Genomic DNA, 14,043 nt, shown 5'->3' with positions numbered 1-14,043 from the left:
ATGCCGCGGACCCTGGAACCGGCAGGCATGCCGTCCGGCGTGCTAACATAACACGAAGGTTCGTTTTTTTCTGCACAGGATGGATGCATGCCCAAGGTCACGCAGGAGTACATGGACGCGCGCCGTGCGCAGATCCTGGACGCGGCGCGCCGCTGCTTCCTGCGCGACGGATTCCATTCGACATCCATGCAGGATCTCTTCGCGGAGTCGGGCCTCTCGGCGGGTGCGGTGTACCGGCACTTCGCCAGCAAGAACGAGATGATCACGGCGATCGTCGAAGAGAACATGCGCGATGTCCTCGCCATGGTCGACAGTGTCGCCAGGGACCGGCCCAACAGTTCGATCGGTGACCTCATCGCCGATGTTCTCGAAATCGTGAGGACGAAGACCGCTGAGGAGAGCGTCGCCGGGCTGTCCGTGCTGGCCTGGTCCGAATCGCTTCGGAACCCCTCGCTGGCCAAGCAGTTCGACGATCTGATGACGCAGCTGCGCTCCGCTCTGACCGATGTCATCCGCGAGAATCAGCAGAGCGGCAGCCTCACGCGCGCGGTGTCCCCGGAAGCGATAGCCGCCACCTTGATGTGCATGCTGCCCGGCTACATCCTCCAGTTGGCCATGGGGGACTCCAAGACGCTGGAAGGCGTTCCCGACGCCTTGCGGGCTCTCTGGCCGGATCTGTCGGCGTCCTGACACGTCGGCTCACCGGGATTCCGCGGACCTGCCGAAGCGGCCACCCGGCAGGCCTTCCGCATGCTCGGCTGGTCATGGAACCGGGTTCCGGCGGTCCACCATGACCAGCACCGCGTCGGCGGGGGAGGACGGACGACCGCCTCAGCCGTGGGCCGTGTGCCGGGCGTGCGCGTGCGGACGGCTCGCCGGCGAGACCCGCAAGGCCGTGGAGGTCTCGCTTCCGGCCGGGGAATCCGCGTTCATGTCCTCGACGGTGGTGAGCTCTTCCGCGGGCGACGTGGCCGTGGCGGCGGGGGTTCGGCGGCCCAGGACGACAGCGGTCAGTCCCAGGGTGCTCCACAGGGCGAGGACGGCGAGGTGGCCGCTGGATCCGGCGCCGTCGAAGTAGGCCGTGCTGCGCAGCAGATTCGCGCCGGCGCCCGGCGGCAGCCACTGGCCGATGTCGCCCACGGCTTTGGGCAGCAGTTCTGGCGCGGACGTGATGCCGGAGAACGGGTTCCCCACGAAGACCATGAGTGCCGCGCTGAGCCCGACGCCGGCAGGGCCGACGAGGGTGGTCAGGCCGACGCTGGTCGCGCTGATGGCCAGCATGGTGAGGAACAAGGCCCCCCAGGTGGCGAGATGTTCGTGCGGCAGGGCACCGAGGAGGCCCTCGGCGACCAGATAGGCGGCGAGGCTCGTGGCCGCGCACGCGGCGAGCAGGTCGACGAGCCGGCGCCACACCGGCATCTGGGCACCCGACATCGCGATGAGGGCCGCGATCAGAACGCTGCATATGGTGAGGGGGAGAAGCGCCGAGTTGAAGACCACTCCCCGTGGGTCGTCGGCGGCGGTGGGCACGACATCCACCGTTTTGAAACCGACCTTGGGTGCGGCCTTGGCCAGGCCCTTCCCTGCAGTGGGCTTGTGGGACGTACCCGCGGACGGAGTGCCCCTGTCCGTGGGCGGCGTGGCCGCGTGGGCGGCGAGTTGCTGGCCCGCCGTGGTGAGCAACTGGGCCACGGACGTACTCGCGGCAGTGGCCTCCAGCACCGTGACGTGGCCGGCGGTGACGACGAAGGCGCCGTAGACGTCACGGTTCTCGATCGCGGAGCGCGCCGACGCCTGGTCGGGGTAGAGGTGGAAGTCGAATCCGCCCGGTTTGCTGTGCGCCAAGCCCTCGATCGCCTTCTGGCCGGCCATGCTCGTGCCCACGATGCCCACGGGCAGGTCGCGGGGCGCGATGCGTGAGGCGGGCCATGCGTAGGCCATGACGGCCAGCGAGATCACCAACGGCAACGCCACGGTCGCGATGACGGTCCGGTGCCATGCTTGCGGTCCCGCCGACAGGTTCTTCTTCACAAACTTACCCCTAAAAAGACGAACGATCATTTTATTAAGACTCCAGTCTGCCGTCGTCTCTCACGGACGTCAATGCGAACATTCGTTTTTCTGCGGCGGCCCGCCGTCGCCCGCGTCCGCCCGGCGGGCGTGGCCCGGGGCTCGGGGGATGCGCGCCGGTTTCGGTCCGGCCCGCGTCGGGGCACCGAGAGCGGCCCGCCTCGCCGGGCCGAGGGCTCATGGGTCCGGGCCTGGCTACGTCCCACGGGTCACGTGCTCGACTCCGCCGCCCCCTCGGGGATCGCCGGAACGGACCGCACGTTCTGGGGGCGGGCCGGTCTGCGGCGCTGTTGAACCAGCAGGATCCATCCGGCGACGCTGACCAGTCCCGGGGTGATCGTCCGGTAGAGGAGGTCGGCGGCGGTGGCGGCGCTGACGGGTACCCCGCCGTGGTGCAGGGTGAGGATCAGGGCCGCGTCAAGAAGGCCGAGTCCCGCGGGCAGCAGCGGCACCGCTGACGCGGCCGTCATCCCGGCGATGTAGGCGAACAGCGCCGTGCTCAACGGGGGCGATGCTCCCACCGCGTGGCACACGGCGAGCAGACACGCGAAATCGCCGCCCCAGTTGAGCAGGGCCAGGCCGAGCCCCCATGCCCAGAATCGGGCCGGGGGGTGCAGGGCGGCCAGCTCGTCGAGCAGCCGCTCGGCCGACTTCTGCAGCGCGGCTCCGCGGCGCAGCCTGTGCAGCAGGTGGAGAGAGGCACGCACGGTCCGGCGCAGCACGGCAGGGTGGCGGATCAACGCGAGCACCGTACCGGTGACGGCACAGATCGCCCCGACCTGGACGGCTACGGAGACGAGCTCGGAGCCGTCCCCGGCCAGGATGTGACCGGCGCCGGCGAGCAGGGCGAGCGCGATCGTGCCCAGAACGCCGGTCGCCGCGTGCACGAAACCGATCTGAGACGCGCTGGCTCCCCAGGAACGCATACGGCGCGTCCGGTAGGTGATCGACAGCAGGCTGCCGCCGGGCAGGGTCCCGCCCACAGCGTTGCCGGCGAACACGGTGGCGGTGGCGGAGCCGAGCCGGACACGCAGTCCGCCGGTACCGAGAGCGTGTCGTTGGAGGCGAGCGAACATCATCATGGAGACCATCTCGCCCGCGACGGCCAAGAGGAGCCACGTCGGTTGCGCATGGGTCAACTGCCCTGCCGCCCGGCGCGCGTAGGGCGCGATCACCACCAGTTCGGCGCTCAACACCACCACGACGGCACCTGCCATCAGCGCACTGCGCCGGCGCGAGGGCAGCAGGGACCCGAACCGGCCGATCCGGTGAGCCCGCTCCGCGGGATCCACCGCGTCCGTGCCCCGATCGCGTGCGCCGCCGGCCTCGGCCCCGTCCGACCCGTTCATCGCCGCGACGGCCGGCGAGGCGGGCACCGGAACGGGTCGGCGACGTCGGGACGCCCCAGGCGTGTGACGTCCGTGATTCCGCGGATCGTGAGTGCGGCGGCAGAGGCCCCGAGGGTGATGCCTCGGCCGACAGGGCGGTCGCGGATCAGCCGCGGTTCTCCCGCAGATCCGGCGAGTTGAGCCTCTCCGCCCGTCCGGCACGGCCACGAGGGCCCGGAACGACGGCCTTCGACGCTGTCGGCCTCGCCGCTGCCGCTGTCCGGTGACCTGCGTCCGACACCCGGGCGGTTCCCGTCGCCCGGAGGCGGGGGAAGGGGAGGATCGATCATGGTGAACTGCCTAAGGGGAAGCTTCGGGTGGGGACTTGGGTGGTCCGCCCAGGCCGGTTCGGGAGTGTTCCGGGCGGCCGGCAGGGCAGCCGGCGCCCGGCGGTTGGAGCCGAGGGCCGCGGAAGCGGGTGTCGCACGGGAGAGGGCCGGATGGCCCTCGGGCATGCTCACGCCCTGACCGCAGGGTGCTGGGCGAGCCAGTCCTGGGTGAGCGAGTGGCCGGCCTGGATCAGCCGCCGGCTGTCGCGGAAGTCGATGAGGCTGCCCACGGGGGTGTCGGCGGCAGGCAGCCGTACGACCGACCCGCGGACTGCCGCCACGTCGCGCCTCTCGCGGTCGTCCAGGATCTGGCCCACGGCTCGGTAGACGCCGAGCAGGACGGCATGTGCCTGGCGGTCGGTCTGCTTCGTGACCGCGCAAGGCAGCACGTAGATGGTGGTCGCGCCGAGTGCTTCCGCCTGGAGTACGGGCGTGTCCGCCGACACGCCTCCATCGATGAGGCGACGTCCCCCGACGCGCACCGGGGGGTACAGCCCCGGGAAGGCCGCTGAAGCAAGCAGCGCGGAAACGGCGTCGCCCCGGGACAGAACCACCGCGGCACCGGTCTCGAAATCGGTCGCCACGACGTGCACCGGCACGGCGACGTCCTCGAGCCGCCCGACGCCGACCCTGAGCCGCAGCAGCCGGCGCAACCCCGCGCTCGGGACCGCCGCCTCCCCGCGCCCGACCACCGCCATGGCCAGGGTCCGGAGGGAGATCGGCGCGACGTGCCGGCGCTTGATGCTCAGCCACAGCGCTTCCAGCCGGTCGATGCCCTCGATGCTCGGGTCGGCGGCGAACGCGACACCGTTGAGCGCGCCGGCCGATGACCCCACGACGAGATCAGGCGTGATCCCCGCCTGTGTGAGCGCCCGTAGCGCGCCGACCTGCGACGCGCACAGACTGCCACCGCCCTGCAGTACGAACGCCACGACCTCGGGCGCTGTCGGCTCGGCCGTCGAAGGCGAGGACAGGGTCCCGTCTTCCCGGGGAACCTCGGACGGAGCGATCGCCGATGTTCCGGTGGACAGGGTGCTCATGTGACCTCCTTCCCTACGCGAACAACCGTTCTGTTTGGCGCTGCCCATCCTGCGGCACGGGCTGAAGGCGAGTCAAGACGAACATTCGTTTTCCTTGTGAGGTCGCCGGAGCGCGCGACCCGAAGCGGGGGACCCCGCTGATCTGTCACATGTGCGGTGCGCCGCGGAGCCGGGAACTACTGTCCTGGGCATGGTCGAACACGATGCCCTCAGCGCCACCCGCGAGGCGTACGACGCCGCTGCGCCCACCTACGCCCGGCTGTTCCGCGACTCGCTGCGTGACAGTCCCCTGGACCGCGGGATCCTCGGTGTCTTCGCCGAGCTCGTCGGCGCGAGTGGGGGTGGTCGGGTCGCGGACCTGGGATGCGGGCCCGGCCACATCACGGCTCATCTGAACGAACTGGGGCTGACGGCGTTCGGTGTCGACGCCTCACCCGCGATGATCGAACTGGCCCGACAGGACCATCCGGACCTGCGGTTCGACGTCGGCTCGATGGCCGCGCTGGACATCGCTGACGGCGCGCTGGACGGCGTCCTCTCGCGTTGGTCCCTCATCCACACCCCGCCGCCGGAAGTCCCCGTCATCCTGGCGGAGTTCCATCGTGTGCTGGCGCCCGGCGGCCACCTCCTGGTCGGCTTCTCGGCGAGCGACGACCCGTCTCGCCCGACGCAGGTCTTCGATCACGCGGTCGTGCCGGCCCACCGCTGGTGGCCCGACCATCTCGCCGCGTCGCTGCGCGCGTGCGGGCTGGCCGAGGTGGCCCGGATGGTCCGCGAGCCCCAGCCCACCGACCGACGGCAGTTCCAGGAGGTTCACCTGCTCGCCCGCAAGGCACCGGAAGGGGCTGCCTCGCCCGGGGCATGACCCCGGCCGATGCCCGACGGGGGGCCGTCGGGCTCCGGCCGCCGCCGTGGCCCCAGGGCGGCAGCGGGTGCGGTCGCCGGGGCCCCGACGACCGCGCCGCCGCGGGGTGCCGCCCTCAGCGGAACACGTTGTCCGAGTCGTCCCAGACCGACGGCTCGTTCGGCGTGTACTCCCGCGGCAGTCGCGAGGACGTCTGGTACATGGCGTCGATCTCGGCGGCGAAGCGCTGCGAGATGGCGTCCCGGCGCAGCTTCATCGAAGGGGTCAACAACCCGTTGGCCAGGTCGAAGGGCTCCGGAAGGACACGGAACACCCTGATGGACTCCGTGGGGGACACCGTGCTGTTGGCCGACGCCACCGCGCGCCTGACCTCCTCGCGCAGCTCGTTCTCCTCCCGGGCGTCGCGGGGCGCCGCCGCCTCGCCCTTGGTCCACGTGCCTCGCCAGTGCGCGAGGAAGTCGGGATCCAGGGTGATCAGGGCGCCCACACAGGGCCGGTTGTCGCCCACGATCACCGCCTGATGGATCAACGGATGGACACGCAGCCGCTCTTCGAGGGCGGCGGGAGCCACGCTCTTGCCGCCGCTCGTGATGATGATGTCCTTCTTGCGGCCGGTGATCGTGAGATACCGCTCGCTGTCGAGGCGGCCGATGTCGCCCGTCGCGAGCCAGCCGTCCTGGAACGACGCGTGGGTGGCCGCTTCGTCGTTGATGTACCCCTGGAACACCGAGGGCCCCCAGACCAGGATCTCCCCGTCGTCGGCCACCCGGATGTCCGTACCCGGCAGTGCCTGTCCGACCGTCCCGAACTTGGCCCGGCCCACCGGCTGTGCGGTGATGCCGCCGCTCGTCTCCGTGAGCCCGTAGCCGTCGTGGACGAGGATCCCGATGCCCGCGTAGAACAGCGCGAGGTCCCGGTTGAGCGGGGAACCGCCCGAGACCGCGCCGCACACCCGTCCGCCCAGGGTGGCGCGCAGCTTCCGGTAGACGGTCTTCTCGTAGAGGGCGTGCTGGAGCCTCAGGTCGAAGCCGGGGCCGGGTCCGGTGCCCAGCCGCTGACGCTCGCCGGCCGCGGCGAAGTCCTTGGCGGTCTGGACGGCGCGCTCGAACAGGGCGCCGCGGCCGGTCTGTTGCGCCGTCCGCACGAAGTTCTTGTAGATCTTCTCGAAGACGAACGGAACGGCGTAGAGGAAGGTGGGACGGAAGGAGAGCAGCGCCGCGGAGAGCGCGTCCTCGCTCAGATCGGGTTCGTGTCCCAGCAGGATGCCGCCCCGCAGACACAGCCCCTGGATCATCAGGCCGTACACGTGGGAGAAGGGCAGGAAGGCGAGGATGGCGGGCTGTTCACCGGGCGGAGCGGCCGTCTGTCTCCAGCCCGAGAGCAGGGTGTCGACGGGGCTCGCCAGACTGCGGTGGGTCAGCGCGCAGCCCTTCGGGTTCCCCGTCGTGCCGGAGGTGTACGCGATGACCGCGGTCGAGTCGGGCAGCACGATGCGGCGGAGCGAGTCGACCGTGGTCGGCGGGATCGCCCGGCCCCGCTCGGCGAGCTGTGTCAGGGCCCCGGTGTCCAGCTGCCAGACGTGGCGCAGCGACGGGAGCGACGCGCACGCCGAGCCGACCGTCATGATGCCCTGCTCGTCCTCGACGATCACGGCGACGCAGGACGCGTCCTGAAGGATCCACGCGACCTGCTCGTGCGACGAGGTCGGGTAGATCGGGACGAGCTCGGCGCCCACCGTCCACAGCGCGTAGCTGAGGACGGTCCACTCGTACCGTGTGCGCGCCATGATGGCGACGCGGTTGCCCGGGCGTATCCCGGAGGCGACCAACCCCCTGGCGACGTCCACGACCTCGTCCCACAGCTCGGCCGCGGTCATCGGTGCCCAGGTACCGGAAGGACCGTCGAGGCGGCGCGCCACCTGGGCGAGCATCGGCTCACGCCGCGCCGTTTCGAAGAGACTGTCGGCGAGTCCCCCCTGCATGACGCCGGTGGCCGGTGGAGGAAGTTCGAACGCGTGCATCCCCGCTCCAGAATTCTCCTCGCCATGGCCTCACAGAGAGGCGCCTGTGCCGAGGATTCCCGAATCTAGCCCAGACCGACGACCGCTGTGCCGTTATCGCCAAGCAGTTCGTCTACCGATGCGGTTACGGTCCGCGGACCGGCCTCCGCGGCTGGTGAACGAAGTGCCGGACGCGCTCGACGAGGGCTGGTCGGAGGGCGCGGCGGCCCATGCCGCCGTGGACGGGCCGACGGCCCTCGGGACGGCTCTCCGCCGGGCCGGGGCAGGGGCCGTCGTCGTGTGGCCGGTGCCGCGGTGGCAGCCATCCGGGTTCAGTCCAGTTCCAGCACGCCCACCGTCTGGTCCCCACTGGTCTCCCCGGTCGGCCGGAAGCCGAGTGCCAGATAGAAGCCCGTGGGTCCGTCCGGTCCGGGATGCCAGGTGGTGGTCAGTCGCGTGCCTCCTCGGCGCCGGATCTCGGCGGCCACGGAGTCCACCGCGAAGCGTCCGTAGCCTCGGCCCTGCTTTCCGTCCGCGATGTTGAGACGCCAGAGTCCGGACCGGAAGTCGGTGCCCTCGCCGGTCCAGTCGATGTGAAGGAAGGCCATGAGGAACCCGACGATCTCGGCGTCGTCACAGATGAGCCGGGGCCAGGCGATGCCGGGGTGGACGTAGGCCTCGGCGAGCGACTTCACCACGGGTGCCACCAGGTGTTCCTGGTCGGCGCGGACCCTCAGGCCGATCGCGGCCTCGAAGTTGTCGGGGGTGATCTCCCGCAGGTGCGGTGAACTGGGCATGCCCGCACTTTAAGCGGGCACGGCGAGTGAATTTCGAAGCGGGTCCACCGTGGTCAGCCGATGGACGGCCGTTCCTCGGCCCGCGGTTGCCGGTCGGAGGCCGCGTCGGCGGGCGACCCGGGCTGCTTCCGTCCCGTCGGGTCGATGACGCCCACGCCCCCTGGACCGACCAGCTCAGGAAGCAACTCCATCACAACCCGGGACCGTTACGGTCGGCACGGACAGTCAGCCGCGACCATGGAGAACAAGCCGAGCTTCGGGAGGCCATGATGATCGTCCCCTTCGGGGTCCGTGATTTTCTGGACCGCGCCACGACCGTGTACGCCGACCGGATCGGCGTCGTCGACGAGCCGGAGCAGCCGGCCGAGCCCTGGGACGGGCTGACGTACCGGCGGATCGGCGAGCTGGCCCGCGCCCAGGCCGCCGGACTCGACGCTCTCGGCGTACCGCACGGAGCACGGGTGGCGGTGGTCTCACCCAACAGCGCGCGACTGCTCACCGCCTTCTTCGGCGTCAGCGGCCACGGACGGGTCCTGGTGCCGGTCAACTTCCGGCTGACGGCGGACGAGGTGAACTACATCGTCGACCACTCGGGCGCGAGCGTCGTCCTCGTCGACCCGGAACTCACGGACAGGCTGGCCGGGATCACCTGCAAGCACCGGTACACCATCGGGGCCGCCGCGGACGCGGAGCTCTACCGGTTCGGCGCCGAACCGGCGCCCTGGCAGCCGGACGAGAACGCCACCGCGACCATCAACTACACCAGCGGCACGACCGCCCGCCCCAAGGGCGTGCAGATCACCCACCGCAACATCTGGGTGAACGCGGTGACCTTCGCCCTGCACGCGGGGGTCACGGACCGGGACGTGTACCTGCACACGCTCCCGATGTTCCACGCCAACGGCTGGGGCATGCCGTTCGCGATGTCGGCGCTGGGCGTACGGCAGATCGTCCTGCGCAAGGTCGACGGCGCCGAGATCCTGCGCCGGGTGGCCGAGCACGGCGTGACGGTGATGTGCGCGGCCCCCGCGGTCGTCAACGCGGTGCTCACCGCGGCCCGTTCCTGGGAGGGCGAGATCCCCGGCCGCGACCGGGTACGGATCATCGTCGCCGGCGCCCCTCCGCCCACCCGGACGGTCGCCCGCGTCGAGTCCGAACTGGGCTGGGAGTTCATCCAGATCTACGGTCTCACCGAGACCTCCCCCCTGCTCACGATCAACCGCACCCGCGCCGAATGGGACGGCCTCGACACCCAGGCGCGCGCCGAGCGCCTGGTCCGGGCCGGCGCTCCCGCACTCGGCGTGACCCTGCGCACGGACGACGAGGGCGAGATCCTCGCCCGCTCGAACGTGGTCCTGGAGGGCTACTGGGAGCAGCCCGAGGAGACCGCCCGGGCCTTGTCCGACGGCTGGTTCCACACCGGCGACGGCGGATCGGTCGGCGAGGACGGCCACCTGACCATCAGCGACCGCAAGAAGGACGTGATCATCACCGGCGGCGAGAACGTGTCCTCGATCGAGGTGGAGGACGTGCTCTTCAGCCACCCCGCGGTCGCCGAGGTCGCGGTGATCGGCGTACCGCACGAGACGTGGGGCGAGACGGTCAAGGCGCTGGTCGTCCTGGCTCCCGGCGCCGAGGCGACGGAGGCGGAGCTGGTCCAGTACTGCAAGCGGCGCCTCGCCGGCTTCAAGGCGCCGACGTCCGTCGAGTTCCGGGACCAGCTGGCCCGGACGGCGACCGGGAAACTCCAGAAGTACAAACTGCGCGAGAGGTACTGGGAGGGACACGGCCGCGGCGTCAACTGACGGGGCCCCGCACGGGCCTGGTGCCCTGCGACCGAGGACGTCATGCCGCCCGGTGTCGTGGGGCCCGGTCCGCCGTGGCCCTCAGAGCCATCCCCGGCGTGCGGCCTGCCAGGCGAGTTGCATCCGGGTCGCCGCGCCGGCGAGCTCCATCATGTGCTGGATGTGACGCTGCACGGTGCGGCGGCTCAGACCCATCTGCGAGGCGATCGCCTTGTCGGCGACACCCGCCACGAGGAGGGACAGCAGCCGCCGGTCCGTGGCCGAGAGGGAGTCGCCCGCGCCGACTCCGTCGGTACCGGCGACCGCGCCCGAGTCGTCGACGTCCAGTGGAACGGCGTCCTCCCAGTAGCGTTCGAACAGCGCGATGAGAGCGGCCAGCAGATTGCTGTCCCGTACCAGCGCCGCGGTCGGCTCGTCGGGACTGCCCTGCGGGCCGCCGGGCACGAGCGGGCACACCGCGATGGCCCGGTCCGCGACCGCCAGGCGCAGCGGCAGATGGGGAACCGCGCGTGCCACCTCCCCGGCCCGTACGCCCGCCACCACGTTGTCCACGGCGCCCGCGTCGTCGAAGAAGGCCTTCTCGTACAGAACCCGGTAGCGCACCCCCCGCCCCAGCGCCTCGAACTCCGAGCTGTTGCTGCCCGAGGGCATCGCGACGTACTGGGCCTTGCAGAACCAGAGCATCTCGTCCTGCACACTCGCCTGGATGTGGCGCAGATGCTGGCGCAGCGCCTCGGCCCCGGTGATGACCTCGATCAGTTCGCTGGCGTCCTGCCTGCGCATCGTGTCGCGGTAGGCCTGCAGCAGGCTGGTGGCCTCGGCCCTGGCGAGGTCCAACGCGTCGGCGTTCCGCTTCAGCCGCGGCATCAGCGCCACGTCCGGGGGAGTGGCCTGGTAGTGGCGGGGGAGCATGTCCGTGTGGCTGGCCATGCCCTTGGCCGAGAGCGCGTCGAGGACCTGTTCGGCCTCCGCCCGGCTCAGTCCGGTGCGTTCGGCGACGTCCCGGGCCGACGCCCGGCCCGTCGTCACCAGGTGCCGGTAGACGAACTCCTCGGTCAACGACACCCCCGCCGCCTCAAGCGACACAGCGCCCTCCCCGCGACCGACCGGCTTGACGGTTGAACACCGTACTGCATGCTGTGCGGCACGGTGGCCGACCGTCGCCGCACACCGTGCCGCCGCCCCACACCGTGCCGACGCCCGGATCGCGCGCCGGCACGGTGTGGGGTGAGAGGAGCCGGTCCCGCGTCAGGCCGTGTGGAGGGTGAGCCCGTAGCGGCTGAGGATCTCGTTGACCGGCTGGTACCAGGTCTCACCGCCGCTGCTGCAGTTGCCCCAGCCGCCGGAGGTGACACCCTGGGCCTGGTCGCCGCTGATGAACGAGCCGCCGGAGTCGCCCGGTTCGGCGCAGACGCTCGTCTTCGTCATCTGGTGCACGGCACCCTGGCTGTAGTTCACGGTCTCGTTCTTCGCCAGGACGGTCCCGCAGTGCCAGTGCGAAGTGGACCCCGAGCGGCAGATGGAGGCGCCGACGGGGGCCTCCGCGGAACCGCGGACGAGCTGGTCGGAGACGGTTCCCCAGCCCAGCACGACGGGTACGGTCCACCAGCCGCTGCCCACGTTGACCCAGGCGTAGTCGTTGTCGGGGAAGGACGAGCCCTGGAAGTTGCCGATGTAGCTGCCGTCCCAGCCGCTGACACCGGCTCCCGGCTGCGCGCAGTGGCCGGCGGTGACGAAGCCGCCGTACACCGAGAAGCCTATGGAGCAACGGACGTTGCCCGTGTAGTACGGGTCGCCGCCCACCGTCCCTGCGGCGAAGGTACGCGGGGTCTGCCGCGTCTCCTCGACGGTCACCGGACCGCTTCGGCGGGCCTGGTCCAGGAACGCGCGGACATCGTTGTCATCCTCGTGGGTGGCGACCACGCCGACGACGACCGAGTTGCTCTTGGCGTCGACGTGCCAGCTGCCCACGCCGGACGGGGCGTCGAGGGAGTTGATTCGCTTCAGCGTCGCGTCGAGCTGCCGCTCGTCGTGCCGGACGAGTGCGACCTCGGCCCCCGTCGCCTCGACGGCCTTCCGCCGTGAGCTGTCGGCGACCGCGACGGTGAGCTTCCCGGTCTTGGCCTCGAACCACGATCCGCCGTACGCGTCACCTGCGGCGCGCTTCGCCGCGCGGTCCACCGTCCGGGCCGTCGCCTCGGCCTTCAGCCGTGCGGTGGCGGCGTCCTTGGACAGGCCCAAGTCCCGTTGCATGGCGGTGATCAGAGCCGACGACGCAGGGGCTTCGGGCGCGGAGGGGGACGCGCCCGTGGAGGTGTCGGAGGCCGATGCCTGGGTGCCGAGACCGGCGGCCAGGGTGGTCAGGAGCAGCGCCGCGGACAAGCCTGCGCGCAGAACCGTTGTGCGTCTCAAGGGAGTTGCCTTTCGTCGTTCCGTCATGGGGGAGTGGAGCGGAAGGGCATGCTGAGAGCGCTCTCAGAGACGTGCGACGCCGAGGTTAGCGACGGATCGCGTGGAGGTCCATACCAAATCCCTCATCGTGTGGGCGACCGCACCGTCGGTCGTCGCCGTGAGGTCGCTCCCCTCGGCCGGGCCGGTGCAGGGGTGTTACTCACTTTCGGGTGACGGGTGGGGTGGCGCGAAGGGTGGCGTTTGTGGTGGCGTCCAGTGTTTTAGGGGTTTCTGGCGTCAATCTGCTGATGTGGGGGATACGTGCAGAGTGCAGTCGAGGATCACGGCCTTGTCGTTGATCGGTAATGCTGTGCGGGTGGTGCGCCCGGGTGGCCCGGTGGGGCGGGAGGGTGAGGTTCTCGGCCAGCGGGCCGGGGCCAGAACTCGCGGATCCTCATATGTGGTCCGCCTGTTGCCTCTAGGGGGCGTTCGTGTCTGTTTCACGATCCGTGATGGTTCGTCGTGTCGGTGCGGCTGCGGTGGCTGCCGGTGTGGTGGTGGGTGTGGCGGCGCTGCCGGCGTCGGCGGACCAGGGGCGTTTTCCGCACCGTGCGCAGGTGCAGATCAGTCAGGTGCAGTACGACTCTCCCGGCTGGGACTCGGGGAGCAACGCGTCGTTGAACAAGGAGTGGGTCGAGGTCACGAACACCGGACGTTCGGGCGTGAACCTGAACGGGTGGACGCTGTCGGGCCGTGACGGCCGCGCGTACGTCTTCCACCTGCGCCTCGGAGGCCGCGAGACGGTACGGGTGCACACCGGAGTGGGGCGTGACGCGGGTCGGGACGTCTACCAGGACCGTCGCGGCTACGCCTGGGACAACCGCGCGGACACCGCGACGCTGCGCAACGACCACCGTCGTGTGATCGACGTGGTGACCTGGGGTCGCGGACACGGCGGCCGCGGCCACGAGGCCCCCGGCCGTCACCACGGTCGCGGACACGGTGGTCACAACGGTCACGGACACGGCGCTCCGGGTGGGCACAACGGCGGTCGTGGCCACGAGGCTCCCGGCGGTCACAACGGTCACGGACACGGTGCCCCCGGTGGTCACAACGACCGCGGTCACGAGGCTCCGGGCGGGCACAACGGCGGTCGTGGCCACGAGGCTCCCGGCGGTCACAACGGTGGTGGCCACGAGGCCCCCGGCGGTCACAACGGCCGTGGTCACTGAGCCGCTGGCGCACACCCTCGTCACCGACACCGTCAAGGGACGGGGGAGGCGTTGAGCGCCGGTCGGCGCTCGGCGGGCCGGGGCGGGGGGGGGGGCGCCCCCGGCCACGAAAGGGGCGGACCAGTCG

General features: G+C 70.9%; 11 protein-coding genes. 4 read left to right on the top strand and 7 right to left on the bottom strand.

The features are described 5' to 3' along the window. The first annotated feature begins 87 nt into the window (after positions 1 to 87). On the top strand, positions 88 to 690 hold the full coding sequence (locus ACFV2J_RS35390; protein ID WP_385083316.1) for a TetR/AcrR family transcriptional regulator: 603 nt from the start codon (positions 88 to 90) through the stop codon (positions 688 to 690). 141 nt (positions 691 to 831) lie between these two features. Here ACFV2J_RS35390 and ACFV2J_RS35385 read toward each other — a convergent pair whose 3' ends face one another. From ACFV2J_RS35385 to ACFV2J_RS35375, 3 genes are all read right to left on the bottom strand, one after another. Next, positions 832 to 2,031 (bottom strand): ABC transporter permease, encoded by a 1,200-nt coding sequence (locus tag ACFV2J_RS35385; RefSeq protein WP_385083314.1) that lies wholly within the window; start codon positions 2,029 to 2,031, stop codon positions 832 to 834. A 248-nt stretch (positions 2,032 to 2,279) separates the two neighbouring features. Further along, a complete protein-coding gene (locus tag ACFV2J_RS35380; RefSeq protein WP_385083312.1) occupies positions 2,280 to 3,419 on the bottom strand; it encodes a YbhN family protein in 1,140 nt (379 codons plus the stop codon). A 496-nt stretch (positions 3,420 to 3,915) separates the two neighbouring features. Further along, complete coding sequence (locus ACFV2J_RS35375) at positions 3,916 to 4,827, bottom strand: patatin-like phospholipase family protein (protein WP_385083311.1); 912 nt, start codon at positions 4,825 to 4,827, stop codon at positions 3,916 to 3,918. Positions 4,828 to 5,017: 190 nt separating this feature from the next. On the opposite strand from ACFV2J_RS35375, the gene ACFV2J_RS35370 reads away from it, so the two are divergent. Next, the gene (locus ACFV2J_RS35370) at positions 5,018 to 5,692 is read left to right on the top strand and encodes a class I SAM-dependent methyltransferase (RefSeq protein ID WP_385083309.1); all 675 of its coding nucleotides are present in this window, start codon (positions 5,018 to 5,020) and stop codon (positions 5,690 to 5,692) included. 115 nt (positions 5,693 to 5,807) lie between these two features. Here ACFV2J_RS35370 and ACFV2J_RS35365 read toward each other — a convergent pair whose 3' ends face one another. After that, positions 5,808 to 7,712 carry an AMP-dependent synthetase/ligase gene (locus ACFV2J_RS35365; RefSeq protein ID WP_385442545.1) on the bottom strand — a complete coding sequence of 635 codons (1,905 nt, stop codon included), beginning with the start codon at positions 7,710 to 7,712 and terminating at the stop codon, positions 5,808 to 5,810. Between the two features lie 311 nt (positions 7,713 to 8,023). Next, on the bottom strand, positions 8,024 to 8,488 hold the full coding sequence (locus ACFV2J_RS35360; protein WP_385093705.1) for a GNAT family N-acetyltransferase: 465 nt from the start codon (positions 8,486 to 8,488) through the stop codon (positions 8,024 to 8,026). A gap of 269 nt (positions 8,489 to 8,757) precedes the next feature. On the opposite strand from ACFV2J_RS35360, the gene ACFV2J_RS35355 reads away from it, so the two are divergent. Beyond that, positions 8,758 to 10,293 (top strand): AMP-binding protein, encoded by a 1,536-nt coding sequence (locus ACFV2J_RS35355; RefSeq protein WP_385093716.1) that lies wholly within the window; start codon positions 8,758 to 8,760, stop codon positions 10,291 to 10,293. A gap of 81 nt (positions 10,294 to 10,374) precedes the next feature. Here the strand turns inward: ACFV2J_RS35355 and ACFV2J_RS35350 are convergent, their stop codons facing one another. Continuing rightward, positions 10,375 to 11,379, bottom strand: coding sequence for a helix-turn-helix domain-containing protein (locus tag ACFV2J_RS35350; RefSeq protein WP_385093708.1), 1,005 nt, complete (start codon positions 11,377 to 11,379; stop codon positions 10,375 to 10,377). A gap of 162 nt (positions 11,380 to 11,541) precedes the next feature. After that, on the bottom strand, positions 11,542 to 12,732 hold the full coding sequence (locus ACFV2J_RS35345; RefSeq protein WP_385093711.1) for a S1 family peptidase: 1,191 nt from the start codon (positions 12,730 to 12,732) through the stop codon (positions 11,542 to 11,544). A gap of 569 nt (positions 12,733 to 13,301) precedes the next feature. Here ACFV2J_RS35345 and ACFV2J_RS35340 point away from each other — a divergent pair. Next, positions 13,302 to 13,916, top strand: coding sequence for a lamin tail domain-containing protein (locus ACFV2J_RS35340; protein ID WP_385442541.1), 615 nt, complete (start codon positions 13,302 to 13,304; stop codon positions 13,914 to 13,916). The last annotated feature ends 127 nt before the right edge of the window (positions 13,917 to 14,043 follow it).

The sequence above is a fragment of the Streptomyces sp. NPDC059668 genome (genome assembly GCF_042734135.1).
In the GTDB taxonomy this organism is placed as follows: domain Bacteria; phylum Actinomycetota; class Actinomycetes; order Streptomycetales; family Streptomycetaceae; genus Streptomyces.
This window is presented reverse-complemented; position numbering and strand designations above follow the sequence as displayed.

What these genes read in the sequence shown, in the direction of transcription:
- ACFV2J_RS35355 (WP_385093716.1), top strand. Translation starts at nt 8,758, where the DNA reads ATGATCGTCCCCTTCGGGGTCCGTGATTTTCTGGACCGCGCCACGACC.
- ACFV2J_RS35375 (WP_385083311.1), bottom strand. Translation starts at nt 4,827, where the DNA reads ATGAGCACCCTGTCCACCGGAACATCGGCGATCGCTCCGTCCGAGGTT.
- ACFV2J_RS35380 (WP_385083312.1), bottom strand. Translation starts at nt 3,419, where the DNA reads ATGAACGGGTCGGACGGGGCCGAGGCCGGCGGCGCACGCGATCGGGGC.
- ACFV2J_RS35345 (WP_385093711.1), bottom strand. Translation starts at nt 12,732, where the DNA reads ATGACGGAACGACGAAAGGCAACTCCCTTGAGACGCACAACGGTTCTG.
- ACFV2J_RS35390 (WP_385083316.1), top strand. Translation starts at nt 88, where the DNA reads ATGCCCAAGGTCACGCAGGAGTACATGGACGCGCGCCGTGCGCAGATC.
- ACFV2J_RS35365 (WP_385442545.1), bottom strand. Translation starts at nt 7,712, where the DNA reads ATGCACGCGTTCGAACTTCCTCCACCGGCCACCGGCGTCATGCAGGGG.
- ACFV2J_RS35370 (WP_385083309.1), top strand. Translation starts at nt 5,018, where the DNA reads ATGGTCGAACACGATGCCCTCAGCGCCACCCGCGAGGCGTACGACGCC.
- ACFV2J_RS35360 (WP_385093705.1), bottom strand. Translation starts at nt 8,488, where the DNA reads ATGCCCAGTTCACCGCACCTGCGGGAGATCACCCCCGACAACTTCGAG.